The 23,028-nt window shown below is 71.2% G+C and carries 18 protein-coding genes, 1 pseudogene and 1 riboswitch; of the genes and pseudogenes, 15 read left to right on the top strand and 4 right to left on the bottom strand.

Annotated elements, in window-relative coordinates:
• The first annotated feature begins 70 nt into the window (after positions 1-70).
• From ACIQ5Y_RS32710 to ACIQ5Y_RS32755, 10 genes are all read left to right on the top strand, one after another.
• Positions 71-1,000 carry an ABC transporter permease gene (locus tag ACIQ5Y_RS32710; RefSeq protein WP_403888726.1) on the top strand — a complete coding sequence of 310 codons (930 nt, stop codon included), beginning with the start codon at positions 71-73 and terminating at the stop codon, positions 998-1,000.
• Positions 993-1,775, top strand: a complete 783-nt coding sequence (locus ACIQ5Y_RS32715) for an ABC transporter ATP-binding protein (RefSeq protein ID WP_403888728.1) — start codon at positions 993-995, stop codon at positions 1,773-1,775. Before ACIQ5Y_RS32710 ends, ACIQ5Y_RS32715 begins: the two co-directional genes overlap by 8 nt.
• Positions 1,776-2,120: 345 nt before the next feature.
• Entirely contained in the window at positions 2,121-3,050 is a 930-nt protein-coding gene (hpnC, locus tag ACIQ5Y_RS32720) for a squalene synthase HpnC (RefSeq protein ID WP_403888731.1), read from the top strand.
• Positions 3,047-3,997: a presqualene diphosphate synthase HpnD gene (gene hpnD / locus ACIQ5Y_RS32725; RefSeq protein ID WP_403888734.1), complete on the top strand. Its 951-nt coding sequence runs from the start codon at positions 3,047-3,049 to the stop codon at positions 3,995-3,997. Before hpnC ends, hpnD begins: the two co-directional genes overlap by 4 nt.
• Positions 3,998-4,484: 487 nt before the next feature.
• Positions 4,485-5,864, top strand: a complete 1,380-nt coding sequence (hpnE, locus tag ACIQ5Y_RS32730) for a hydroxysqualene dehydroxylase HpnE (RefSeq protein ID WP_403888737.1) — start codon at positions 4,485-4,487, stop codon at positions 5,862-5,864.
• A 47-nt stretch (positions 5,865-5,911) separates the two neighbouring features.
• Positions 5,912-7,012: a polyprenyl synthetase family protein gene (locus ACIQ5Y_RS32735; RefSeq protein WP_403888740.1), complete on the top strand. Its 1,101-nt coding sequence runs from the start codon at positions 5,912-5,914 to the stop codon at positions 7,010-7,012.
• Positions 7,013-7,119: 107 nt separating this feature from the next.
• A complete protein-coding gene (shc, locus tag ACIQ5Y_RS32740) occupies positions 7,120-9,309 on the top strand; it encodes a squalene--hopene cyclase (RefSeq protein WP_403888743.1) in 2,190 nt (729 codons plus the stop codon).
• A complete protein-coding gene (locus ACIQ5Y_RS32745) occupies positions 9,309-9,980 on the top strand; it encodes a 1-hydroxy-2-methyl-2-butenyl 4-diphosphate reductase (protein WP_403888746.1) in 672 nt (223 codons plus the stop codon). Before shc ends, ACIQ5Y_RS32745 begins: the two co-directional genes overlap by 1 nt.
• A 5-nt stretch (positions 9,981-9,985) precedes the next feature.
• Positions 9,986-11,017 (top strand): adenosyl-hopene transferase HpnH, encoded by a 1,032-nt coding sequence (gene hpnH, locus ACIQ5Y_RS32750; RefSeq protein ID WP_403888749.1) that lies wholly within the window; start codon positions 9,986-9,988, stop codon positions 11,015-11,017.
• Complete coding sequence (locus tag ACIQ5Y_RS32755) at positions 11,014-12,417, top strand: aspartate aminotransferase family protein (protein ID WP_403888751.1); 1,404 nt, start codon at positions 11,014-11,016, stop codon at positions 12,415-12,417. Before hpnH ends, ACIQ5Y_RS32755 begins: the two co-directional genes overlap by 4 nt.
• 51 nt (positions 12,418-12,468) lie before the next feature.
• Here ACIQ5Y_RS32755 and ACIQ5Y_RS32760 read toward each other — a convergent pair whose 3' ends face one another.
• Positions 12,469-13,260, bottom strand: coding sequence for a tyrosine-protein phosphatase (locus ACIQ5Y_RS32760; RefSeq protein ID WP_403888754.1), 792 nt, complete (start codon positions 13,258-13,260; stop codon positions 12,469-12,471).
• Positions 13,261-13,551: 291 nt separating this feature from the next.
• Positions 13,552-13,757: riboswitch (cyclic di-AMP (ydaO/yuaA leader) on the top strand.
• Between the two features lie 4 nt (positions 13,758-13,761).
• Between ACIQ5Y_RS32760 and ACIQ5Y_RS32765 the strand changes: the two genes are divergently transcribed.
• The 3 genes from ACIQ5Y_RS32765 to ACIQ5Y_RS32775 all read left to right on the top strand — a co-directional run bounded on the left by ACIQ5Y_RS32765 (position 13,762) and on the right by ACIQ5Y_RS32775 (position 17,008).
• Complete coding sequence (locus ACIQ5Y_RS32765; protein ID WP_403888757.1) at positions 13,762-14,727, top strand: peptidoglycan DD-metalloendopeptidase family protein; 966 nt, start codon at positions 13,762-13,764, stop codon at positions 14,725-14,727.
• A gap of 163 nt (positions 14,728-14,890) precedes the next feature.
• Complete coding sequence (locus ACIQ5Y_RS32770) at positions 14,891-15,676, top strand: SGNH/GDSL hydrolase family protein (protein ID WP_403888760.1); 786 nt, start codon at positions 14,891-14,893, stop codon at positions 15,674-15,676.
• 138 nt (positions 15,677-15,814) lie between these two features.
• Positions 15,815-17,008, top strand: coding sequence for an MBL fold metallo-hydrolase (locus ACIQ5Y_RS32775; RefSeq protein ID WP_403888763.1), 1,194 nt, complete (start codon positions 15,815-15,817; stop codon positions 17,006-17,008).
• A 214-nt stretch (positions 17,009-17,222) separates the two neighbouring features.
• Here the strand turns inward: ACIQ5Y_RS32775 and ACIQ5Y_RS32780 are convergent.
• From ACIQ5Y_RS32780 to ACIQ5Y_RS32790, 3 genes and pseudogenes are all read right to left on the bottom strand, one after another.
• Positions 17,223-17,345 (bottom strand): annotated as a pseudogene (locus ACIQ5Y_RS32780) (IS630 family transposase); the annotation flags it as partial.
• Positions 17,346-17,472: 127 nt separating this feature from the next.
• Positions 17,473-18,120, bottom strand: a complete 648-nt coding sequence (locus ACIQ5Y_RS32785) for an NAD(P)-dependent oxidoreductase (RefSeq protein WP_403888766.1) — start codon at positions 18,118-18,120, stop codon at positions 17,473-17,475.
• A gap of 108 nt (positions 18,121-18,228) precedes the next feature.
• On the bottom strand, positions 18,229-19,326 hold the full coding sequence (locus tag ACIQ5Y_RS32790; protein WP_403888769.1) for a LuxR C-terminal-related transcriptional regulator: 1,098 nt from the start codon (positions 19,324-19,326) through the stop codon (positions 18,229-18,231).
• A gap of 430 nt (positions 19,327-19,756) precedes the next feature.
• Here ACIQ5Y_RS32790 and ACIQ5Y_RS32795 point away from each other — a divergent pair, with 430 nt between their 5' ends.
• Both ACIQ5Y_RS32795 and ACIQ5Y_RS32800 read left to right on the top strand, forming a co-directional pair.
• Positions 19,757-22,150, top strand: a complete 2,394-nt coding sequence (locus ACIQ5Y_RS32795; RefSeq protein WP_403888772.1) for an AAA family ATPase — start codon at positions 19,757-19,759, stop codon at positions 22,148-22,150.
• A gap of 76 nt (positions 22,151-22,226) precedes the next feature.
• Positions 22,227-22,994 (top strand): SDR family NAD(P)-dependent oxidoreductase, encoded by a 768-nt coding sequence (locus ACIQ5Y_RS32800; RefSeq protein WP_403888775.1) that lies wholly within the window; start codon positions 22,227-22,229, stop codon positions 22,992-22,994.
• Positions 22,995-23,028: the final 34 nt, after the last annotated feature.

Here is a 23,028-nt window from a genome sequence, read left to right on the forward strand (position 1 = left end):
ATCATGGGCCTCGTGCCACCTGCCTGATGCCCGAGACCTGGCCGCATCTTGAAGACGAAAGTTTCAACTTGTGAGTGACACAACCCACGACGGCGCCCTCGCCACGAGCAAGCCGCCGTCCGCCGACGCGGGACTGAGCCCCGCGGAGCTCGCCAGGAAGTACGGCCTTTCGGTGAGCGGCGCCCGGCCCGGCCTGGGCGACTACATGCGCCAGATCTGGGGCCGGCGCCACTTCATCATGGAGTTCTCGCGGGCCAAGCTGGCCGCGCAGTACAGCCAGGCGAAGCTCGGTCAGGTCTGGCAGGTGGCGACCCCGCTGCTGAACGCGCTGGTCTACTACCTGATCTTCGCGCTGATCCTCAATGCGGACCGCGGCATGGCGAAGGGGGTCTACATCCCCTTCCTGGTGATCGGGATCTTCGTCTTCACCTTCACCCAGAGCTCGCTGATGGCGGGTGTCCGGGCGATCCCCGGGAACCTCGGACTGGTCCGCGCGCTGCACTTCCCGCGCGCCTCCCTGCCGATCTCGTTCTCGATGCAGCAGCTCGGGCAGCTGCTCTACTCGATGATCGTCGTGTTCATCACGGTCATGGCCTTCGGGAACTTCCCGCGGCTGTCCTGGCTGCTGGTCATCCCCACGCTGGTGCTGCAGTTCGCGTTCAACACCGGCCTCGCCATGATCTTCGCGCGGATGGGCTCCAAGACGCCGGACCTCGCGCAGCTGATGCCGTTCGTGACCCGTACGTGGATGTACGCCTCCGGTGTCATGTTCTCGATCAGCACGATGCTCCAGGGCAAGCCGGCGTGGATCAGCGACGTGCTCCAGTGGAACCCCGCCGCGATCTACATGGACCTGATCCGGTTCGCGCTGATCGACAACTACGGGGCGGAGAACCTGCCGCCCCACGTCTGGCTCTTCGCGGTCGGCTGGGCCGTCGTGATCGGCCTCGGCGGTTTCGTGTACTTCTGGAAGGCTGAGGAGCGTTACGGCCGTGGCTGAGAACAACCAGGGGCGCGTCCCCACCGTCATCGCCGACGACGTGCACATCGTCTACCGCGTGAACACCGGCAGCTCCGGCAAGGGCAGCGCCACCGCGGCGCTCAGCAAGATCATGCGCCGGGGCAAGGGCGACGCGCCGGGCGTCCGGCGGGTCCACGCCGTGCGCGGTGTCTCCTTCACGGCGTACCGCGGCGAGGCCATCGGCCTCATCGGGTCGAACGGCTCCGGAAAGTCGACCCTGCTGCGCGCCATCGCGGGTCTGCTGCCCTGCGAGGCCGGCAAGGTCTACACCGACGGCCAGCCCTCGCTGCTGGGTGTGAACGCGGCGCTGATGAACGACCTCACCGGTGAGCGCAACGTCGTCCTCGGCGGTCTCGCGATGGGAATGAGCCGCGAGCAGATCAAGGAGCGCTACCAGGACATCGTCGACTTCTCGGGCATCAACGAGAAGGGCGATTTCATCTCCCTGCCGATGCGCACCTACTCCTCCGGTATGGCGGCGCGTCTGCGTTTCTCCATCGCGGCGGCCAAGGACCACGACGTCCTGATGATCGACGAGGCGCTCGCCACCGGTGACCGCAGCTTCCAGGTGCGTTCCGAGAACCGTATCCGGGAACTGCGGGAGAAGGCCGGCACGGTCTTCCTGGTGAGCCACAACAACAAGTCCATCCGCGACACCTGCGACCGGGTGCTGTGGCTGGAGAAGGGCGAACTCCTGATGGACGGGCCCACGGAGGAAGTCGTCTCGGCCTACGAGAAGGCGTCCAACGGCTGACCGCGAGTCGGTTTCGCCCGGGCCCCCGCCGCTTCACGCGGTGGGGGCCTCGGCATGTTTCCGTATTCCGGGGCGACATTAAGCGGCGCGACGAATACCCGGGAGGCCGTCGCGGCGTTGTACAGCGTAAGCTGATGCGGTCCTGAATCAAGCCAAGAGGGGACGATTCCCCACAGGTGAGCGGCCTGTGGAGAGTTCCGGGCACAGCCCCCGGGATACCCCGGCGGCGTGTCCGAAATAGGATGTATTGGGTCGGCAGTGTAGAACGGGAGATGTGACGGCAATGGCTACGGGAATTCTCCGGCCCCCAGGCTCTACGGCCGTCCCCGCCCCGGGCGGCGGGCGGTGACCCCCGGGCTCGGCATCCGCTCCTCGTCCGACACCGTCCACGTGCGCGCCACCCTCGACAAAGCGGCCGCGGAGAACTTCCCCGTGGCCCCCGTCTTCCTTCCCCGCGCCTGGCGCGAGGGCCTGACGGCGGTCTACGGCTACGCCCGCCTCGTCGACGACATCGGGGACGGCGACCTCGCCCCCGGCGGACTCGACGCCGTGCTCCTCGGCCTCGACCCGGCCGCCGTCGACGACCGGCTCGCCATGCTCGACGCCTTCGAGGCCGACCTGCTGCGCGTCTTCGGCGGCACGGACGGCCCGCCCCGGCACCCGCTGCTGCTGAACCTCCAGCCCGTCGTCCGCGCCCACGGCCTGACCCCCGAGCCGTTCCTCGGGCTCATCGAGGCCAACCGCCAGGACCAGCACGTCGCGCGCTACGAGACGTACGCCGACCTGCTCGGCTACTGCGAGCTCTCCGCGAACCCGGTGGGCCGCCTCGTGCTCTCGATCACCGGCACCAGCACCCCCGAGCGGATCCGCCGCTCCGACGCCGTGTGCACCGCCCTGCAGATCGTCGAGCACGTCCAGGACGTCGCCGAGGACCTCGGCCGCGACCGGATCTACCTCCCCGCCGAGGACATGCGGCAGTTCCACGTCACCGAATCCGACCTGGCCGCCCCGTCCGCCGGCGCGGCCGTACGCTCCCTGATCGCCTACGAGGCCGAGCGCGCGCACGAGCTGCTGGACGAAGGCGTCCCGCTCGTGGGCAGCGTGCACGGCAGACTCCGCCTGCTCCTCGCGGGATTCGTGGGAGGGGGGCGCGCCGCACTGCGAGCCGTCACCGCCGCCGGCTTCGACGTACTCCCCGGACCGCCGGGGCCCACCAAGAGCGGCCTGCTCCGCGAGGTGGCCGCCGTCCTGCGCACCGCGCCGAGAAAGGGGTGAGCCCGACCGTGGAGGGAACCGCACACGTGTCCGCACCCGTCCAGGCGGCCTACGGCTACTGCGAGGCCGTCACCGGATCGCAGGCGCGCAACTTCGCGTACGGCATCCGGCTGCTGCCCACCGACAAGCGGCAGGCGATGTCCGCGCTGTACGCCTTCTCCCGGCGGGTCGACGACATCGGCGACGGCACGCTGACGCCGGAGGCGAAGCTGGTCCGGCTGGAGGAGACCCGTGCGCTGCTCGGGCGGATCCGGGCCGAGGAGGTCGAGGAGGACGACACCGACCCGGTCGCCGTCGCCCTCGCGCACGCCTCGCGCCGCTTCCCGATCCCGCTCGGCGGCCTCGACGAACTCATCGACGGGGTCCTGATGGACGTCCGCGGCGAGACCTACGAAACCTGGGACGACCTCAAGGTCTACTGCCGCTGCGTGGCCGGGGCCATCGGGCGGCTCTCGCTCGGCGTGTTCGGCACGACCCCGGGCGCGCCCGAGGCCGCCCGCGCCGGCGAGTACGCCGACACGCTCGGCCTCGCCCTGCAACTGACCAACATCCTGCGGGACGTCCGCGAGGACGCGTCCAACGGGCGCACCTACCTGCCCGCCGAGGACCTCGCCAAGTTCGGCTGCTCGGAAGGCTTCCACGGCGACCGGGCACCCGCCGGCTCCGACTTCGCCGGGCTCGTCCACCACGAAGTCCGGCGCGCCCGCGCCCTGTTCGTGGAGGGCTACCGGCTGCTGCCCATGCTCGACCGGCGCAGCGGCGCCTGCGTGGCCGCCATGGCCGGCATCTACCGGCGCCTCCTCGACCGCATCGAGCGCGAGCCGGAGGCGGTGCTGCGGGGCCGCGTCTCGCTCCCGCCGCACGAGAAGGCGTACGTGGCCGTGCGCGGCCTCTCGGGCCTGGACGCCCGCACCATCTCCCGCCGGTCCTCCCGGAGGCGGGTGTGATGCCCCTGCTGACGCGGTCCGCCGCGCCGCGGCCGCCCGCGGTTTCCGGTGCAGGCCGGGCAAACTCGGCCTCGCCGGCGTTTGAGGCGCGGGGTCTGGGGCGGAGCCCCAGGTCTTTCCAGCCCGTCCGGCGCTTGAGGACCGGGGCCCGGGGCGGAGCCCCGGTTTCGGGAAGGGGCGGGGTGGGGGACTGCTCCGCGCAGCGGCACCCCGGGGCGGCCCGCACGCGAGGGGCCGGGCGCGCGGCGGGGCGCCTCCTCGGGCGTCGAACGTTTCCAGGCGCCGGGAAGCGCAGCGGGGTTGCGTTCGACGCCCTGCGGGGGTGCCCCGCCGCACACCCGACCCCGGCGGCGCGGGGTGCCGCCCGGGCAACCGCCGTGACGGCGGACGCGTCTCTTCCGGTGGGCTCCGGCCGCGCCCGGCGGGACATGCGCGAGCAGCGCCGTACGACCGGCCCGGAGGGCCACCGGACCACCTTGGAGGGCGCATGAGCGGCAGCGACCAGCGTGCCGTCGTCGTCGGCGGCGGCCTCGCCGGCGTCACCGCCGCGCTCGAACTCGCCGACGCCGGGCTGAAGGTGACCCTCCTCGAAGGCCGCCCCCGGCTCGGCGGGCTCGCCTTCTCCTTCAAGCGCGGCGAACTCACCGTCGACAACGGCCAGCACGTCTACCTGCGCTGCTGCACCGCCTACCGCTGGTTCCTCGACCGCGTCGACGGCGCCGCCCTCGCGCCCCTGCAGGAGCGCCTCGACGTACCCGTCCTCGACGTGGCCCACCCGCGTGGCCCGCGCCTCGGCCGGCTGCGCCGCAGCGCCCTGCCCGTGCCCCTGCACCTGGCCGGGTCGCTGGCCCGCTACCCGCACCTCTCCCTCGCCGAGCGCGCGAGCGTCGGCCGCGCCGCCCTCGCGCTGCGCCGCCTCGACCCCGCCGACCCGGCCCTGGACGGAGTGGACTTCGCGACCTGGCTCGGCCGCTACGGCCAGTCCGCCCGTACCATCGAGGCCCTCTGGGACCTCGTCGGCATCGCCACGCTCAACGCCACCGCCCAGCACTCCTCACTCGGCCTGGCCGCCATGGTCTTCAAGACCGGCCTGCTCTCCGAGAACGGCGCCGCCGACATCGGCTGGGCCCGCGTACCCCTCGGGGACCTGCACGACACCCTCGCCCGCAAGCAGCTCGACGCGGCCGGCGTACGGACCGGGCTGCGCACCCGGGTCACGGGCATCTCCGCCACGCCGGGAGGGACCTGGCGGGTCGACACCGAGGGCGAATCCCTGGAGGCAGCGACGGTCGTACTCGCCGTCCCGCAGCGCGAGGCGCACGGGCTCCTGCCGGCCGGGGCGCTGCCCGACCCCGACAAGCTCCTCGACATCGGCACCGCGCCGATCCTCAACGTCCACGTGGTCTACGACCGCAAGGTCCTCAGGCAGCCCTTCTTCGCCGCGCTCGGCTCGCCGGTGCAGTGGGTCTTCGACCGCACCGACTCCTCCGGACTGCCCGACGGCGGCCAGTACCTGGCGCTGTCCCAGTCCGCCGCCCAGGACGACATCGACGAACCCGTCTCCGTCCTGCGCGCCAAGTACCTTCCGGAGCTGGAGCGGCTGCTGCCCGCCGCGCGGGGCGCCAAGGTACGGGACTTCTTCGTCACCCGGGAGCGGACGGCCACGTTCGCCCCCACCCCCGGCGTCGGCCGGCTGCGCCCCGGGGCGCGGACCGACACGCCGGGGCTCTACTTGGCCGGTGCGTGGACTGCCACCGGTTGGCCCGCGACCATGGAGAGCGCCGTCAGGAGCGGACTGGGCGCGGCACACGCCGCACTCGCCGCCCTCGGCCGCCACCGCGAAAACCCTCTGCAGGAGGCGGCATGACGACCATCAGCACGACCGCAGCACGTACAGGAACCAGAGGAGAGCCAGTGAACCCGGGGAATCCGGCTGTCGAGAACACGGGTGCCAGTGTGGGCACGGCCGGAGGGGGCGTCGAGACGGCCGACACGCTCGCCCTGCTGGAGCGCGGCCGCACCCTGTCGACCCCCGTGCTCCGTGCCGCCGTCGACCGGCTCGCGGCGCCCATGGACACCGTCGCCGCCTACCACTTCGGCTGGATCGACGCCCAGGGCAACCCGGCGGACGGCGACGGCGGCAAGGCCGTGCGGCCCGCGCTCGCACTGCTCTCCGCCGAGGCCGCCGGAGTGCCCGCCGAGGTCGGCATCCCGGGCGCCGTCGCGGTCGAGCTCGTGCACAACTTCTCGCTGCTGCACGACGACCTCATGGACGGCGACGAGCAGCGCCGCCACCGCGACACGGTGTGGAAGGTCCACGGACCGGCCCAGGCCATCCTCGTCGGCGACGCGCTGTTCGCCCTCGCCAACGAGGTCCTGCTGGAACTCGGCACGGTCGAGGCCGGGCGCGCGACGCGCCGGCTGACCACGGCCAGCCGCAAGCTCATCGACGGCCAGGCCCAGGACATCTCGTACGAGCACCGCGAGAGCGTCACCGTCGAGGAGTGCCTGGAGATGGAGGGCAACAAGACCGGCGCCCTCCTCGCCTGCGCGGTGTCCATCGGCGCGGTGCTCGGCGGCGCGGACGACCGCACGGCCGACAAGCTGGAGGAGTACGGCTACCACCTGGGCCTCGCCTTCCAGGCGGTGGACGACCTGCTCGGCATCTGGGGCGACCCGGACGCCACCGGCAAGCAGACGTGGAGCGACCTGCGCCAGCGCAAGAAGTCCCTGCCGGTCGTCGCCGCGCTGGCGGCGGGCGGCCCGGCCTCGGCCGAACTGGCCGAGCTGCTCGCGGCGGACGCGAAGAGCAGCGACTTCGAGAACTTCTCGGAGGAGGAGTTCGCGGCCCGCGCGGCGCTCATCGAGGCGGCGGGCGGCCGCCAGTGGACGGCGGACGAGGCACGCCGCCAGCACGCGATCGCGATCCGCGCGCTGGACGACGTGGACATGCCGCAGCGGGTGCGCGAGCAGCTGGTCGCACTCGCCGACTTCGTCGTCGTGCGCAAGAGGTGATCGCCACCCGACGGCGGATATGACTCGCGAGTCGCCGGCCGGCGCGGACGCGCCGGCCGACGGCAGACCCCAGCACAGCAGAGGACCGACTGCACGAAGGGGAAGCCATGACAGCGACGACCGACGGCAGCGCGGACAGCGCCGGCGCCGGCAGCGGATACGAACCCGGCCCGGCGGCGGCTGAAGGCGCCGGCGCGCCGGACACCGGCCGCCCGGCCCCCGCCGGGCAGGCCGAGCCCGGCCCCCCGGAGCCCGCCCCCGCCCGACCAGGTACCCCGCGCGCCGGCGCGGACGCCCTGCCCGGCCCGACACCGGACCGGGCGCGGCCGACGGCCCGGACATCCACGGACCCGACCGGGGCCGGTCCTCGGGCCGCGGAACCGCGCGAGCCGCAGGACGCGGGCACCATCGCCGCGCAGGAGGCCGCCGCCCGGGCGACGCGGCACCTGCTGGAGCGTCAGGACCCCGCCGGATGGTGGAAGGGCGACCTGGAGACCAACGTCACCATGGACGCCGAGGACCTCCTGCTGCGGCAGTTCCTCGGGATCCGCGACGAGGCCACCACGCACGCCGCCGCCCTCTTCATCCGGGGCGAGCAGAACGCGGACGGAACCTGGGCCACCTTCCACGGCGGGCCGCCCGAACTCTCCGCCACCATCGAGGCGTACGTCGCGCTGCGCCTGGCCGGGGACGCCCCCGACGCCCCGCACATGGTCCGGGCCTCCGCCTGGATCCGCGCCCGCGGCGGGATCGCCGCCGCCCGGGTCTTCACCCGGATCTGGCTCGCCCTCTTCGGCTGGTGGAGCTGGGACCACCTGCCCGAACTCCCGCCCGAGCTGGTGTTCCTGCCGTCCTGGGTGCCGCTGAACATCTACGACTTCGGCTGCTGGGCCCGCCAGACCATCGTCCCGCTCACCGTGGTCTCCGCGCTGCGCCCGGTCCGCCCGGCCCCCTTCGCGCTGGACGAACTGCACACCGACGCCCGCGCGCCCTACCCGGCCCGGCGGCTCGCGCCGGCCACGACCTGGGACGGCGCCTTCCAGCGGATGGACAAGGCCCTCCACGTCTACCGGCGCTTCGCCCCCCGCCGGCTGCGCAAGGCGGCCATGGCCGCCGCCGGCCGGTGGATCGTCGAACGCCAGGAGAACGACGGCTGCTGGGGCGGCATCCAGCCCCCCGCCGTGTACTCGGTCATCGCCCTGCACCTGCTCGGCTACGACCTCGGCCACCCCGTGATGCGCGCCGGGCTGGAATCCCTGGACCGCTTCGCGGTCTGGCGCGAGGACGGCGCCCGGATGATCGAGGCCTGCCAGTCCCCGGTCTGGGACACCTGCCTCGCCGCCATCGCGCTGGCCGACGCCGGGCTGCCCCCCGACCACCCCGCGCTGGTGAAGGCCGCCGACTGGATGCTCGGCGAGGAGATCGTCCGCACCGGCGACTGGGCGGTGCGCAGGCCCGGACTCGCCCCGGGAGGCTGGGCGTTCGAGTTCCACAACGACACCTACCCCGACATCGACGACACGGCCGAGGTGATCCTCGCGCTGCGCCGGATCGACCACCCGGACCCGGCCCGCGTCGAGGCCGCCATCGCCCGCGGTGTTTCCTGGACCCTCGGCATGCAGTCCGGGAACGGCGCCTGGGCCGCCTTCGACGCCGACAACACCAGCGTCCTCCCCAACCGGCTGCCCTTCTGCGACTTCGGCGAGGTCGTCGACCCGCCCTCCGCCGACGTCACCGCGCACGTCGTGGAGATGCTCGCCTTCGAGGGCAAGGCGGGCCTCGCCCGCACCCGGCGCGGCATCGCCTGGCTGCTCGCCGAACAGGAGCCGGAGGGCTGCTGGTTCGGCCGCTGGGGCACCAACTACGTCTACGGGACGGGATCGGTGGTCCCGGCCCTGACCGCCGCCGGCATCGCCCCGTCGCACACCGCGATCCGGCGGGCCGTGCGCTGGCTGGAATCCGTACAGAACGAGGACGGCGGTTGGGGCGAGGACCAGCGCTCCTACAAGGACCGGGCCTGGGCCGGGAAGGGCGACTCCACCGCCTCGCAGACCGCATGGGCGCTGATGGCCCTGATGGCGGCCGGCGAGCGGGAGGGCAAGGCCGTGGAGAGGGGCGTCGCCCACCTCGTACGGACGCAAGGCCAGGACGGCTCCTGGGACGAACCGCACTTCACCGGCACCGGCTTCCCCTGGGACTTCTCCATCAACTACCACCTGTACCGGCAGGTCTTCCCGCTGACCGCGCTCGGCCGCTACCTGCACGGCGAACCGTTCACCGCGGCCGGGGAGTCCTGATGCCCACCGCCGGAGCGGACCGGGCCGAGAACCCGGACCCGCTGCTCGTCGCCTGCGCCCTGCGCATCGAGCAGGCCGCACTGCGCAGCGCGGGCCGGGGCGCCCCGCAGGCGTACGAGCTCCTGCGCACCGGCATGGGCCCGCGCGCCGCCGAGCGGGCCGTCGGCCGGGCACTGGAGAGACCGGGGATGGACCGGGCGGCCGTCCTCGCGACCGGGTTCTGCGCCGGGCTCGTCCCCGGCATGCACCCCGGCGACCTGGTCGTGGCCGAGGAGACCCGGGACCCGCAGGGGACCGTCACCTGCACCGGCAGCGCCCTGCTCGCCGAGGCACTGGCCCGGGCCGCCCCCGGCCGGACCGTGCACACCGGCGCACTGACCGGATCGGACCACGTCGTCCGCGGCCAGGAGCGCGCGCAGCTGCGCGCGACCGGCGCGATCGCGGTCGACATGGAGTCGGCGTCCACCCTGTGGACCGCGACCCGCGGCCACCGCCCTCCGTCGGGTGGGGGACGTCCGGTTGCGGCCGTCCGGGTGATCGTGGACGCTCCGGAACATGAGCTCGTCCGTATCGGCACGGTTCGCGGTGGAATATCGGCCTTCCGTGTTCTCCGTGCCGTGCTGCCCGCGTTCTACGACTGGCACCGTTCTTTGCTGCTCCCCAGGAGGTGAGCCAGATGGCCATGCCGCTGCGACAGTCCATCAGGGTCGGGACCTATCTTCTCGAACAGAAGCTCCGCAGGCGTGAGAAGTTCCCGCTGATCGTCGAACTCGAACCGCTCTACGCCTGCAACCTCGCCTGCGAGGGCTGCGGGAAGATCCAGCACCCCGCGGGAGTGCTCAAGCAGCGCATGCCGGTCGCCCAGGCGGTCGGCGCCGTGCTGGAGTCCGGAGCGCCCATGGTGTCCATCGCGGGCGGCGAACCCTTGATGCACCCGCAGATCCACGAGATCGTCCGACAGTTGGTGGCGAAGCGGAAGTACGTCTTCCTCTGCACGAACGCGCTGCTGCTGCGCAAGAAGATCGAGAAGTTCACGCCTTCGCCCTATTTCGCCTTCGCCGTGCACATCGACGGCCTGCGCGAACGGCACGACGAGTCCGTGGCCAAGGAAGGCGTCTTCGACGAGGCGGTCGCGGCCATCAAGGAGGCGAAGAAGCGCGGGTTCCGGGTGACCACCAACTCCACCTTCTTCAACACCGACACCCCGCAGACGATCATCGAGGTCCTCAACTACCTCAATGACGACCTCCAGGTCGACGAAATGATGATCTCGCCCGCCTATGCCTACGAAAAGGCCCCCGACCAGGAGCACTTCCTGGGCGTCGAACAGACCCGCGAACTCTTCAAGAAGGCCTTCGCGGGCGGCAACCGCCGGCGGTGGCGGCTCAACCACTCTCCGCTCTTCCTCGACTTCCTCGAAGGAAAGGCCGATTTCCCCTGCACGGCCTGGGCCATTCCGAATTACTCCCTCTTCGGCTGGCAGCGCCCCTGCTATCTGATGAGCGACGGCTACGTTCCCACCTACCGGGAACTGATCGACGAGACGGACTGGAGCAAGTACGGCCGCGGCAAGGACCCGCGCTGCGCCAACTGCATGGCGCACTGCGGCTACGAACCCACCGCCGTCCTCGCCACCATGGGCTCGCTCAAGGAATCCCTCCGCGCGGCCCGCGAGACGATCGGCGGCAACCGGGACCAGTCGGCATGACAGCGGAGTCACGAGGGGGGAAGGGCTTCGACCTCGGCGCCCTGCTGGCGGCGCGCGGGGCGGAGCGGTACGAGTTGCACGCCAGGCACCTCAACCACCAACTGCCCCGGATGCTGCACACCATCGGCTTCGACAAGGTCTACGAGCGGGCCGAGGGCGCCCACTTCTGGGACGCCGAGGGCAACGACTACCTGGACATGCTGGCCGGCTTCGGGGTGATGGGCCTGGGCCGCCACCACCCCGTCGTACGGCAGGCCCTGCACGACGTCCTGGACGCCCAGCTCGCCGACCTCACCCGCTTCGACTGCCAGCCGCTGCCCGGGCTGCTGGCCGAGAAGCTGCTCTCCCACAGCCCGCACCTGGACCGGGTCTTCTTCGGCAACAGCGGGACCGAGGCCGTGGAGACGGCCCTGAAGTTCGCCCGGTACGCCACCGGGCGAACGAGGATCCTGTACTGCGACCACGCCTTCCACGGACTGACCACGGGCTCGCTCTCGGTCAACGGGGAGAGCGGCTTCCGCGACGGTTTCGCCCCGCTGCTCCCCGATACGAGGATCGCGCTCGGGGACCTGGCAGCCCTGGAGCGAGAGCTCCGCAAGGGAGACGTGGCCGGCCTCGTCGTCGAGCCGATCCAGGGCAAGGGGGTCCTCGCGGCCCCGCCCGGATTCCTGTCGGCCGCGCAGGAACTGCTGCACCGGCACAAGGCACTGCTGATCGCGGACGAGGTGCAGACCGGCCTGGGACGTACCGGCGATTTCTACGCCTACCAGCACGAGCCGGGCGTGGAGCCGGACCTGGTGTGCGTGGCCAAGGCGCTGTCGGGCGGCTACGTGCCGGTCGGCGCGACCCTCGGCAAGGACTGGATCTTCAAGAAGGTCTACTCCTCCATGGACCGGGTGCTCGTGCACTCCGCGAGCTTCGGCTCCAACGCGCAGGCGATGGCCGCCGGGCTCGCGGTGCTCTCGGTCATGGAGGACGAGGAGATCGTGGCGGGCGCCCGGGCGATGGGCGACCTGCTGCACGGGCGGCTGGCCGCGCTCGTGGACGAGTACGAACTGCTCCACGAGGTCCGCGGGCGCGGGCTGATGATCGGCATCGAGTTCGGCCGGCCGACCTCACTGGGGCTGCGCAGCCGCTGGACGATGCTCCAGGCGGCCCGCAAGGGGCTCTTCGCGCAGATGGTCGTGGTGCCCCTGCTCCAGAAGCACCGGATCCTCACCCAGGTCTCCGGGGACCATCTGGAGGTGATCAAGCTCATCCCGCCGCTGATCGTGGACGAGCGCGACGTCGACCGGTTCGTCGTGGCCTTCCGCGCGGTCATGGACGATGCGCACGGCGGCTCGGGGCTCATGTGGGACTTCGGCAGGACCCTGGTCAAGCAGGCGGTCGGCAACCGCTGAGCGGGGCGGAGGGGGCGGCGCCCGGTGTGCGCTCCCCCTCCGACCGGCACGTCAGTCGAGCAGCCGCTCGCGCAGCCGGCTCCGGGTCCCGGGCGTGAGCCCGAGGCCCTCCTCCAGGTAGCGGTCCACCCCGCCCCAGGTCTCCTCGATGGTGTCGAAGGCCGCGACCAGGTATTCGGCGCGGGCGTCGAAGAGCGGGGAGAGCAGCTCCATCACCTCGGGGGAGCGGGCCTCGGCGGACTCGTCGCTCCGGCGGACCCGGTAGCGGCGGTGCGGGGCGTTCGACTCCAGGTAGTCCGCGACGATCGCCTCGCGCTCGACGTCCAGCGCCAGCAGGGTGACGGCGATCGACAGGCCGGCCCGGTCCTTGCCGGCGGCGCAGTGCATGAGCGCCGGCACGCTGTCCTCGGCGAGGGCGTGCAGGACCCGGCTGTGCTCGGCGGTGCGGCTCTTGATCATCGCCCGGTACGAGTTCGTCATCCGGGCGGCGGCCTTCCCGTCGCCCAGGATCGTGCGGAGCTGTTCGAGATCGCCGTCGCGGACCATCTTCCAGAACTCGCGACCGTCGGCCGGGTCCGAGAGCGGGATGTTGACGTTCCGCACGCCGGGCAGTTCCACGTCCGGGCCCTCCAGCGCGTGGTCGGCGCCGTTGCGGAAGTCGAAGACGGTGTGGAGGCCGAGCGAACCGAGGAATTCTGTATCGGTTTCAGTGGCATGCGCCAGATGTCCGCTTCGGAACAGTCGTCCCGTCCTGACCCTTCGTCCATCAGAAGTCGGCAATCCGCCCACATCGCGGAAATTGCGCACTCCGGACAGTTCCGGCTCCTGTATCTGCTGGGTCAAGGGAACTCCTCCGCTTCGTGATGCTGCTTCTGGGTGCTCTGTCCGAATTACACTACTTGGCGACAACTTGCCATAAGCGGAGGCGAGATCGGGCGCGTCCCCGTGAGCCAGATCATACGGTGACCGTGAGTGCCTGATCGCGAAAGCCGAATGCCCGCGCCGGAGCGGTTGTTGGCGGACGGGAATGGACGGAGGGTGACCGGCATTCCCCCGGTTTCCCGTCCCTGTGATTCCGTCAGGAAATTCGCGGCTTGTTCGGCACGGCCTTTTGGGATTACGTTCGCGACCGATCCGGGTGGATCGCCGAATCCTGCCGCCGCCCGGAAACCGCACTCGACCATTCACGCGCGGCAGGAGCGGGGGAACCAGGTAAGCCGCTGTCCCGGAACTCAAGCCCGGGACGGCTAGGGGTGAAGCCGTACATGTTCCGTTCATGTGCGGCCGGACATCTCCAGTCCGAACCCGACAGCTCACCTCGCAGGCACCGGAGAGGAATGCGACATGCCTGCAAAGGGTAAGCACCGCCGCCCCAAGTCCCTTTCGATATCGCGCGGCTTCGCCGTCGCCGGTACCGGTGGCGCGGCCCTCGCGCTGCCGCTGATGGGCGCCGCCGGCGCCCACGCGGCCGGTGCCCCGGCGGCCGCCACGACGGCCCGGGCCGTCGAGGCACCCGTGGCGGCCCCGCAGGTCTCCGCCCCGCTCCGGGCAGAGGCCGCGCCGACGGCCTACACGGTCGTCCCGGGTGACTACCTCTCCAAGATCGCCGCCGAGCGCCACCTGTCCGGCGGCTGGCAGCAGCTCTACGCCGACAACCGCGAGGCGGTCGGCGCCAACCCCGATCTGATCCACCCCGGCCTGAAGCTGAACCTCGGCGGTGCGGCCGAGGCGGCCCCGGCTCAGGCTCCGGCTCCGGCGGAATCCGCCCCGAAGGCCGCTCCCAGGACCGCGCACAAGGCGGCCCCGAAGTCCGCTCCTCAGGCGGCCGAGCAGGCGCCCGAGCAGGCGGCCCCGGCGCAGCAGGAGTCCGCGGTCGAGGCCCCCGCGGCCAAGACGTCGGCCTCCGGCTTCGTGGCCCCGCTCGCCAGTACCGGCATCTCCACCCAGTACAAGGTCGCGGGCAGCATGTGGTCCTCCGGCTACCACACCGGTGTCGACTTCATCGCGAGCTCCGGCACCACGGTCCGGGCCGTCGGCGCGGGTACCGTCGTCTCGGCCGGCTGGGGCGGCGCGTACGGCAACGAGGTCGTCATCCGGCACGCGGACGGCAACTACTCGCAGTACGGCCACCTCTCCTCGCTGTCCGTCTCCGTCGGCCAGAGCGTCACCGCGGGCCAGACCATCGGCCTGTCCGGTTCCACCGGCAACTCCACCGGCCCCCACCTGCACTTCGAGATCCGCACGGGCCCGTCCTACGGCTCCGACATCGACCCGCTGAGCTACCTCCGCGCCAAGGGCGTCAGCATCTGACGGCGGCCGCCGCAGGAGCGCAGGCACACGTGAGGCCGGGACCCGAGGGGGGTCCCGGCCTCACGTGTACGTATTCCTTATCCCCCGGGTGGTAAAGATCACGGCCCGTCAACCCCTCATTACGTTGGCGTAGGTTGGTTACGAGAGTGAAGGATGTCGTCTCGTGGCAGCGACGACGACGAAACCCAAGACCATCGGCTCGTACGCGGCGATCGGGGACAGCTTCACCGAGGGCGTGGGGGACCCGGGACCCGGGGACACTTATCTCGGCTGGGCGGACCGGCTCGCCGTGCTCCTGGCCGACCGGCATCCAGAAGGCGAATTCCGGTACGCGAACCTGGCCGTGCGCGGCAAACTCCTCGACCAGATCGTGGCCGACCAGGTCCCGCGGGCCAAGGCGCTCGCGCCGGACCTCGTGACCTTCTGCGCGGGCGGCAACGACATCATCCGGCCCGGCACCGACCCCGACGACGTGGCGGAGCGCTTCGAGGCGGCCGTGGCCGACCTCGCCGGAGCCGTCGGCCGGGTCGTGATCACCACCGGCTTCGACACCCGGGGCGTACCGGTCCTCAAGCACCTGCGGGGCAAGGTGGCGACGTACAGCGTCCACGTCCGCGCCATCGCCGACCGGTACGACTGCCCGGTCCTCGACCTCTGGTCCCTGAAATCAGTACAGGACCGAAGGGCGTGGGACACCGACCGGCTGCACCTGTCGCCCGAGGGGCACACCCGGGTCGCGCTGCGCGCCGCCCAGGTGCTCGGACTGGACGTGCCGGCCGACCCCGACCAGCCGTGGCCGCCGGAGCGCCCGCGCGGATCGGTCGACGTGACCCGGGACAACATCCACTGGGCGCGAGAGCACCTGGTTCCCTGGATCGGCCGGCGGCTGCGCGGGGAGTCCTCCGGTGACCACGTCGAGGCGAAGCGGCCGGACCTGCTGCCGCTGTAGACGGGGGGAGCGGGGGAGGGGGAGACGACACGCGAGGGGAAGGCGGAATCCTCGGGGGCCGGTGTGCGTTGGGATGCTCGTAGACCGACGGACATCCCGACCGCGCCGTCATCCGACCGCACCGTCACTGGAGGCGCCTTGACCGGCTCTCGTCCCCTGCGTCCGCAGCTGCGTGCCCTGCGGCCCGAAGCCTTCGGCGCGGACCCCTCGGGCAAGCGGCTGGAGCGGATCCAGCGCTCGCCGAACTTCGCCGACGGCGTCTTCCAGAACCCCGTCGGTGCCCGGAGCAGGCCCTCCGGGTCGATGGCGGAGTTCGCCAAGATCTACTTCCACCGCGAGCAGCGGATCGGGCGGGCTCCCGCCGCACCGATCCCGGTCTACCCGACCACCCTCGCCGAGCTGGCGAAACCGCCGGTGAGCGGGGTGCGCCTGACCTGGATGGGGCACTCCAGCGTGCTCGCCGAGATCGACGGCCGCCGGGTGCTCTTCGACCCCGTGTGGGGCACGCGGTGCTCGCCCTTCCCCTTCGCCGGTCCCAAGCGGCTGCACCCCGTACCGGTCCCACTGGCCTCGCTGGGCGCGGTCGACGTCGTGGTCATCTCGCACGACCACTACGACCACCTGGACCTGCCGACGATCAAGGCGCTGGCCGGTACGGACACGGTCTTCGCGGTCCCGCTGGGCGTCGGTGCGCACCTGGAGCACTGGGGCGTCCCGGCCGACCGGCTGCGCGAGCTGGACTGGAACGAGAGCACCAAGATCGCGGGCCTCACTCTCACCGCGACCCCCGCCCGGCACTTCTGCGGCCGCGGCCTGCGCAACCAGCAGCACACCCTGTGGGCCTCCTGGGTCGTCGCGGGCGACGAGCACCGGATCTACCACAGCGGGGACACCGGCTACTTCCCCGGCTTCCGGGAGATCGGTGCCGAGCACGGCCCCTTCGACGCCACGATGATCCAGATCGGCGCGTACTCGGAGTACTGGCCCGACATCCACATGACCCCCGAGGAGGGTGTGCGCGCCCACCTCGACCTGCAGGGCGGTGCCCCGCACGGCGTGTTCCTCCCGATCCACTGGGGCACCTTCAACCTGGCCCTGCACCCGTGGGCCGAGCCGGGCGAGTGGACGGTCGACGCGGCTGAGGAGGCCGGCCAGCCGGTAGCCCTCCCGCGCCCCGGCGAGCCCTTCGAACCTGCCGGAACGCTGCCCGTGGATCCCTGGTGGCGTCCGATCGCGCACCCGATCGCCCACCCGTGGCGTCGCCCGAAGGCGATGGATCCGGTGTCGAGCGAGCCTCCGGTCGACGATCTGGACCTGGCGGGCGAGCGGTGACCCCGGAGGTGGACCTGACACGGGCCGCACGGCACCCGGTGTAGTCGTGCGCACACGGATCGTGCGGATTCCGGCGGTGGCGGGGAGCCGCCGAGGTGAGGGGCGAACCGCGTCGTGGCCCGTACGTGCGTCGGGCTGTTCGTCGAGGCCCGCGCGGACCCGGGAGACCTCGCTCTTGGATCTGCCGGTGTCCGACTGAGCCGAGCGAGTGCACCGGCAGTCGATGCACGCCAGGGCCCAGGGCCTGAATCCGTGACTTCTCGTCCACGCGGAACACCAATGCCCGCCCGGGCGGGTCCGGGTGGAGGCCGACACCATCGTGGACCCTGTCGACGAAGCGACCCCTGTGGCCATCTGTTGGTCGGTCACCGAGCTGGGGCTGCCGGAACGCGGCACGTCCCCAGGCCGGTGATCGGGTACTGCGTGAAGCGGCCCGCCGACGGCCGGCCGCCTGCGGCGTCGGACTAGTCGGCCACGGAGATACGGGTCTTGTGGTGCTTCGGGGTCTCGGCCTCGTCCAGGAGGGCGATCGCGAGGTCCGCGTAGGAGAGGTGGCTGGTGCCGTCCTCCTTGGTCAGGAGCTGGTCGCCGCCGACACGGTAGGTGCCGGTGCGCTCGGCCTCGTCGAGGAGCATCGGCGGGGTGACGACCAGCCAGTCCAGGTCCGTCGTGGCGGAGCGGAAGACCTCGAGCCCGGCCGCGTGGCCCTTCGAGAACTCCAGGAAGGCCTCCGGGAAGTCCGGGCCGTCCATGATGCGCTGGCCCGGGGCGAACTCCAGGTTGGAGACGAGGCCGATGATCAGGGCCCGGCGGACGCCGGCCTGCGGCAGGCCCTCCAGGAGCGCGTGGGCGGCGCCGACGAAGAACGGCTCCGGGGCGGAGGAGGCGTCGTAGACGGCGCTGATGGCAATGTCGTGGCCCTCGGCCGCGGCGGCGATGCTGTGGACGTTGGTCACGTCACCGGCGACGACCTGGACGCGGGCGGAGGCCAGGTCCTCGTACTTGGCGGGGTCGCGGACGACGGCGGTCACATCGTGGCCGCGGGACAGGGCCTCCGTCACCACGGCACGACCGGCCTTGCCACCGGCTCCGAAGACAACAACCTTGCTCATATTGGATGCCTTTCTCGCTTCTCAGGGCCACGGGGGAAGTTCACCGGCCCGAAAATGACGGTAGTCAAGGAGATCTGGGCGAGCAACGGGAGTTGACCCCAGAGTTCCTTAGGGGGTCGCGGGCGTCGTGGTGGTGCCTCCCGGAATTCCGTCAGGGGTGCCGTGGAGCATCCCGTCCTCCTCGCTCTCGACGAGCGGGACCAGGCCGTTGTGACGGATGAGGTATCCGGCCTGGAGGCGGGTGCGGGCTCCGATGCGCTGCATCACGTCCGAGATGCGGCGCTGGCAGGTCCGGGGGGAGATGCCCAGTTGGCGCGCGATCGACTTGTCGTCATGGCCGCTGACTAGCATCCGCAGCACCGCATCGTTCAGTGAATCCGAAATGGATCGGATCTCGCGAGGGTCGAATTCGGGATTGAACGGCTCGGAGATCGCCCAGGCGTATTCGAAGGACTGGACCACGAACTGGACGACGTTGGGGTCGCGGATGAGTGCGGCGCCCTTCGGATTGTCCGGGAGGGTGATGACGGCGATGGCCCGGTCGTACACGATGGCCCGTGTGAAGGCGCTTCCGCTGGTGCGCACTTCGGCGCCGTTGTCGATGATCCTGGTGACGTAGTCCCTGGTGGGTTGGTCGAACCGGGCGGTGTGCTGGTACAGGGTGCGCATGCGCACTCCGCGCTGCAGGATGAGGCTGTCCCGCCGGGCCGTCTCCTCCAGGATCTCGGGGCTCCGTGCACCGCCCGGCTGCGAGGTGATGAGCTCGGACTGGCATTCGTCCGCCAGTCGGCCCAGGACCCCGCGTACCGCGTCGAGGTCGTCGATGCGCTCGATGCCCGAGCTGCGGGAGCCGTCCGAGGTGCCGGCGCGGTAGAGCGGCAGCAGGCTGTGGATCTGCTGGCGCACTTGTTCCACCGCCAGCTGCCGGGCGCGCAGCTCCTCGTCGTAGGGGGAGAGGAGTTGGAGGGAGGCGGAGGCGGGGTCGACGACGACGAACTGTCCGCGCTCGCCCCCAGTGACCTGAAGAAGCCTCAATTTGACCAAATCGCCGATGGCTGAGTGGACTTGAAGCAGAGTGAGGTCGAGGTCGTCGGCGCAGGTGGACACGTCGATGGTCACGCGCTGGACCGCGTAGGAGTAGACCCGATGGGTGGCCGTGTCCGGCTGAGGGACGCTGGAGACGTCCGGTAGGTCCAGATTTGTCAAGGTTTGCAGCCTCTCCGATTTCCGCCAGTCGTCAACTGGATCCTACGCAGTCACGAGTCCGCCGCCTCTGACCTGGGATGATTGTCAACAGCGGGGGAAACGCCGCGGACCAGAGAGCGGTTTGCTGCTCCTGGATGTTTAGGCTCATTGCTCGGGGGAACTGATGACGCTCATACATGCAAATATTCGCACTTTTGTCACCCTTGTCCTTTTAAGCGCAGCTCTCGCTGGGCTCTTCGTCGCGAGTGTGGGCTCGGGACGTGCTGCGGACCGGATCGTCACCACCGTCGGCGTAGCGGCAGCCGTGCAGGTCGGCACGCACGCGGACGATCAGGGTTGGGGCTGAACCGACCATCCGTACGCGGGTTCCGCGACGGTGTGAAGGTCACTGGGGCGCAGCCCTGTGAAGCAGGCTAGGGGGATAAGGCTGATGGCTTCCATCCACAACGCATTCGGATGGAAAGTACTCCGCGACACGCTCGCCGACGCGATCGCGGGATACGGAAGAACGGCTCTGGTGACCGGTCCGGTCGCCTCGGGCAAGACGACGCTTTTGAGTTCATTCGCCGAATACGCCGCGCGGCGCGGTGTGCTCGTGCTCCGGGCCGACTGTTCGCGCTTCATGCCGAACGGCCCGCTGAGTTTGGCCCGTCGACTGACGGGTGCGCAGTCCGAGTCTCCGCATGACTCCGGTCTGCCCTCCGAAGAGGAGGAGTTGGAGGCTGACGAGGCCATCGCGCACATCGTCGAACTGTCGTACAGGAGCACCGTGCTCGTGTGCGTCGACGACCTGCGCCATGCGCACCCCGCCTCCGCCGCGTTCCTCGCACGGCTGGCCTCGGCCATCGGTGACCGTCCGGTTCTCGTCGTGGCCACCGACCGGATGGGGGCGCCGAACGGCTACCACTGGCTCGCCCAGGAGCTGACCGGCCGTTCGACGTTCCGGAAGATCTCGCTCACCTCGATCCCGCCCGAGCAGCTCGTCGCTCTGGCGGAGGCCGAGTTCAACCTCGTCCTCGATGCGGACACCGCGTCCAGGCTGCTGAGGCTCTCCAACGGCAACATGCTCGTCACCAGGGCCCTGCTCCGCGACCTCGTGGCGGACCGGGACCTGCGCCCGGCCCTCGGGGAGACCACCCAGGTCCCCATCGGGCCCGGGTACGCGCCGGCCGTCCTGGAGACACTGCACCGCCTCGACCCCGAGATACGGGAGATCGCGGAGGTGATCGCCGCCGCGGGGGAGCACGAGTCGGCACGCCTGATCGCCGAGATCTCGGGCAACGAGATCGCCGTCGTCGAGGAGGCCATGCGAGAACTCGTCGCGGCGGGCCTCCTCGCGGCCGGCGGCTTCCGCCACGAGGTGGCACGCGGCGCCATCCTCGGCGACATGCCCCGCCGCCGCCGGGTGGCCCTGGGCAAGCAGACCGCCATCGCGCTCAAGGACGCCGGGGCGTCGACGGAGGACGCCGCACAGTGGCTGGAGTCCTTCCAGAACGGCCCCGTGTCGCCGCGGCCGCCGCAGCGCAGCACCGGGGACGACTTCCGGATCTCCGGCCGCAGGCTCGAAACCCTCTGGGACGCCCGGGACATCCTGGGCACCATCGACCAGGGCATCCACGACCTCACGGCCCGTGAGGACCTGCGCCTGATGGACCTGGAGGGCGGGAAGCTCCTCGTCGCCGCCGAGTTCCCCGGGCTGCTGCGCCAGGCCGTCGAGGAGCGGTCGCTGCGCCGGCGGATCGACACCACCTCGGTCCAGGGGGCTCGGTATGCCGCCGCATGGTCCTTCGCCGGGACGCTGACCGGCCGTACCGACCCGGTGCGCGCCGGCCTGCTGGCGGACCAGGCGCTCGAACGCAGCATCTTCACGGACGAGATGGCGCCCGCCACGCTAGCCGCCCTCTGGGCGCACGTGTACGGGGGCCGGTCCGAGCGGGCCCGCTCCTGGTGCGACCGGTTCCTGGCGGACACCACGGACCACCAGGCCGTGGCATGGAGGGCCTCGCTCACCGCGCTGCGGGCCGAAGCGGCCCTGCGGACGGGCGACCACGCCGGGGCGGTCGCGGACGCGGCACGCGCCCTGCGGCTGCTGCCCGCGTCCCGGTGGGGCGTGCGGATCGGTGGACCGCTGGGCACGCTCCTGCACGCGCACACCCTCGCCGGCACGTCGGCGAAGGGAGCCGCCCTGCTGCGGCGCCGGCTGCCGGAGTCCATGTTCGAGACCCGGTACGGGCTCGGCTACCTGTACGCGCGCGGCCACCACTACCTGGCGACGGGGGAGCATCTCCTCGGCCTCGCGGACTTCCTTCGCTGCGGGCGGATCCTGGCCAACTGGAACCTCGATCAGGATTGGCGCGTTCCCTGGCGGCTGTCGGTGGCCGCGACCTACATGGCCATGGGGGACTACAGCAAGTCCGTCGAGTACATCGAGCAGGCACCGGACCAGCCCGGACCGCCCTCCCTCGGCCTGGGCGCGGAAGAGAGCCACTTCAACGCCCGCGAAGCGATCTTCGAGCAGCTGCGGGAGGCCATCGGCACCCCGGGGCTGGCTACGGTCGCCGCCGGACTGCAGAGCGGCGGACTGCTCGCCGGGATGGAGGCCGACGTACCGCGGTACAAGATCTTCGACCGCAACACGGTGTGCCTCCAGCAGCTCAGCCCTTCCGAACGGCGGGTGGCCGTGCTGGCCGCCAAGGGAGTGTCCAACCAGAAGATCGCACATGAGCTGTCGGTGACGGTGAGCACGGTCGAGCAGCACCTGACCCGCACCTACCGCAAACTCCAGCTCGCCGACCGCCAGGAGCTCCGCTCCCGGCTGGGCTGAACCCGGGCGTGAGCCGCCGCGACGTTCGCGGCGGCTCACGCATGCCCCGATTCAAGGAACAAACAGAGGAAAAATCATGGATTTCGGACTCAAGAACAAGGTCGTCGTCGTCACCGGAGCCAGCGGTGGGATCGGCCGGGCCGCGGCCGTTGCCTTCGCCGCCGAGGGTGCCCGTGTCGTCGCGACCTACCACAGCAACCCCGGCGGGGCCCGGGAGACCGTACGCCGTGCCGAGTCCGCGGGCGGCGAGGTCGTCGCCGAGCAGCTCGACCAGGGCGACCAGGCTTCCATCACGCGGTTCCTGACCACCGTCGGCAACCGGTGGGGCGGCGTCGACGTGCTCGTCAACAACGCCGTGGCCATGCCCGGGTTCCCCGGACACGGCGAACTCTTCGAAACCGAGCCCGCCGAGCGTTTCGCCGCCTCCCTCCAGGCCAACCTGCTCGGCCCGTACCTCCTGAGCCGGGCCGTGGTGGGTGGCATGCGGCGCAACAAGTGGGGGCGCATCGTGCACATCTCCTCCACCTTCGCCGAAGACGGCTACCCGGGCCGTGCCTCCTACGCCGCCGCCAAGGCCGGACTGCACGGCCTGACGCGGGTCATGTCCCGCGAGCTCGGGCGCGCGGGAATCCTCACCAACGCCGTCCTGCCGGGCTTCACCCCGGGTGACAAGCCCATGTCGCCGGGCCTGCTCAACTTCGCGGCCGAAGCCGCCGCCACCAAGCGGGTCACCTCTCCCGAGGACGTCGCCAACACCGTCGTCTTCCTCGGCTCGGCGGCCAACAGCAACGTCACTGGCGAACTCGTGCGCGTCGACGGCCACTTCCTGACCCCGGCTCCCTGAGCGGCGAGCCCCGACCCGACCCGACACGCCAGAC

Origin of the sequence: Streptomyces sp. NPDC096339, from assembly GCF_044762985.1 — a bacterium.
Classification (GTDB): domain Bacteria; phylum Actinomycetota; class Actinomycetes; order Streptomycetales; family Streptomycetaceae; genus Streptomyces.

Coding starts and splice junctions, on each gene's coding strand:
- hpnE (WP_403888737.1), top strand. CDS start 4,485: ATGAGCGGCAGCGACCAGCGTGCCGTCGTCGTCGGCGGCGGCCTCGCC.
- shc (WP_403888743.1), top strand. CDS start 7,120: ATGACAGCGACGACCGACGGCAGCGCGGACAGCGCCGGCGCCGGCAGC.
- ACIQ5Y_RS32745 (WP_403888746.1), top strand. CDS start 9,309: ATGCCCACCGCCGGAGCGGACCGGGCCGAGAACCCGGACCCGCTGCTC.
- hpnH (WP_403888749.1), top strand. CDS start 9,986: ATGGCCATGCCGCTGCGACAGTCCATCAGGGTCGGGACCTATCTTCTC.
- ACIQ5Y_RS32755 (WP_403888751.1), top strand. CDS start 11,014: ATGACAGCGGAGTCACGAGGGGGGAAGGGCTTCGACCTCGGCGCCCTG.
- ACIQ5Y_RS32765 (WP_403888757.1), top strand. CDS start 13,762: ATGCCTGCAAAGGGTAAGCACCGCCGCCCCAAGTCCCTTTCGATATCG.
- ACIQ5Y_RS32785 (WP_403888766.1), bottom strand. CDS start 18,120: ATGAGCAAGGTTGTTGTCTTCGGAGCCGGTGGCAAGGCCGGTCGTGCC.
- ACIQ5Y_RS32795 (WP_403888772.1), top strand. CDS start 19,757: ATGGCTTCCATCCACAACGCATTCGGATGGAAAGTACTCCGCGACACG.
- ACIQ5Y_RS32800 (WP_403888775.1), top strand. CDS start 22,227: ATGGATTTCGGACTCAAGAACAAGGTCGTCGTCGTCACCGGAGCCAGC.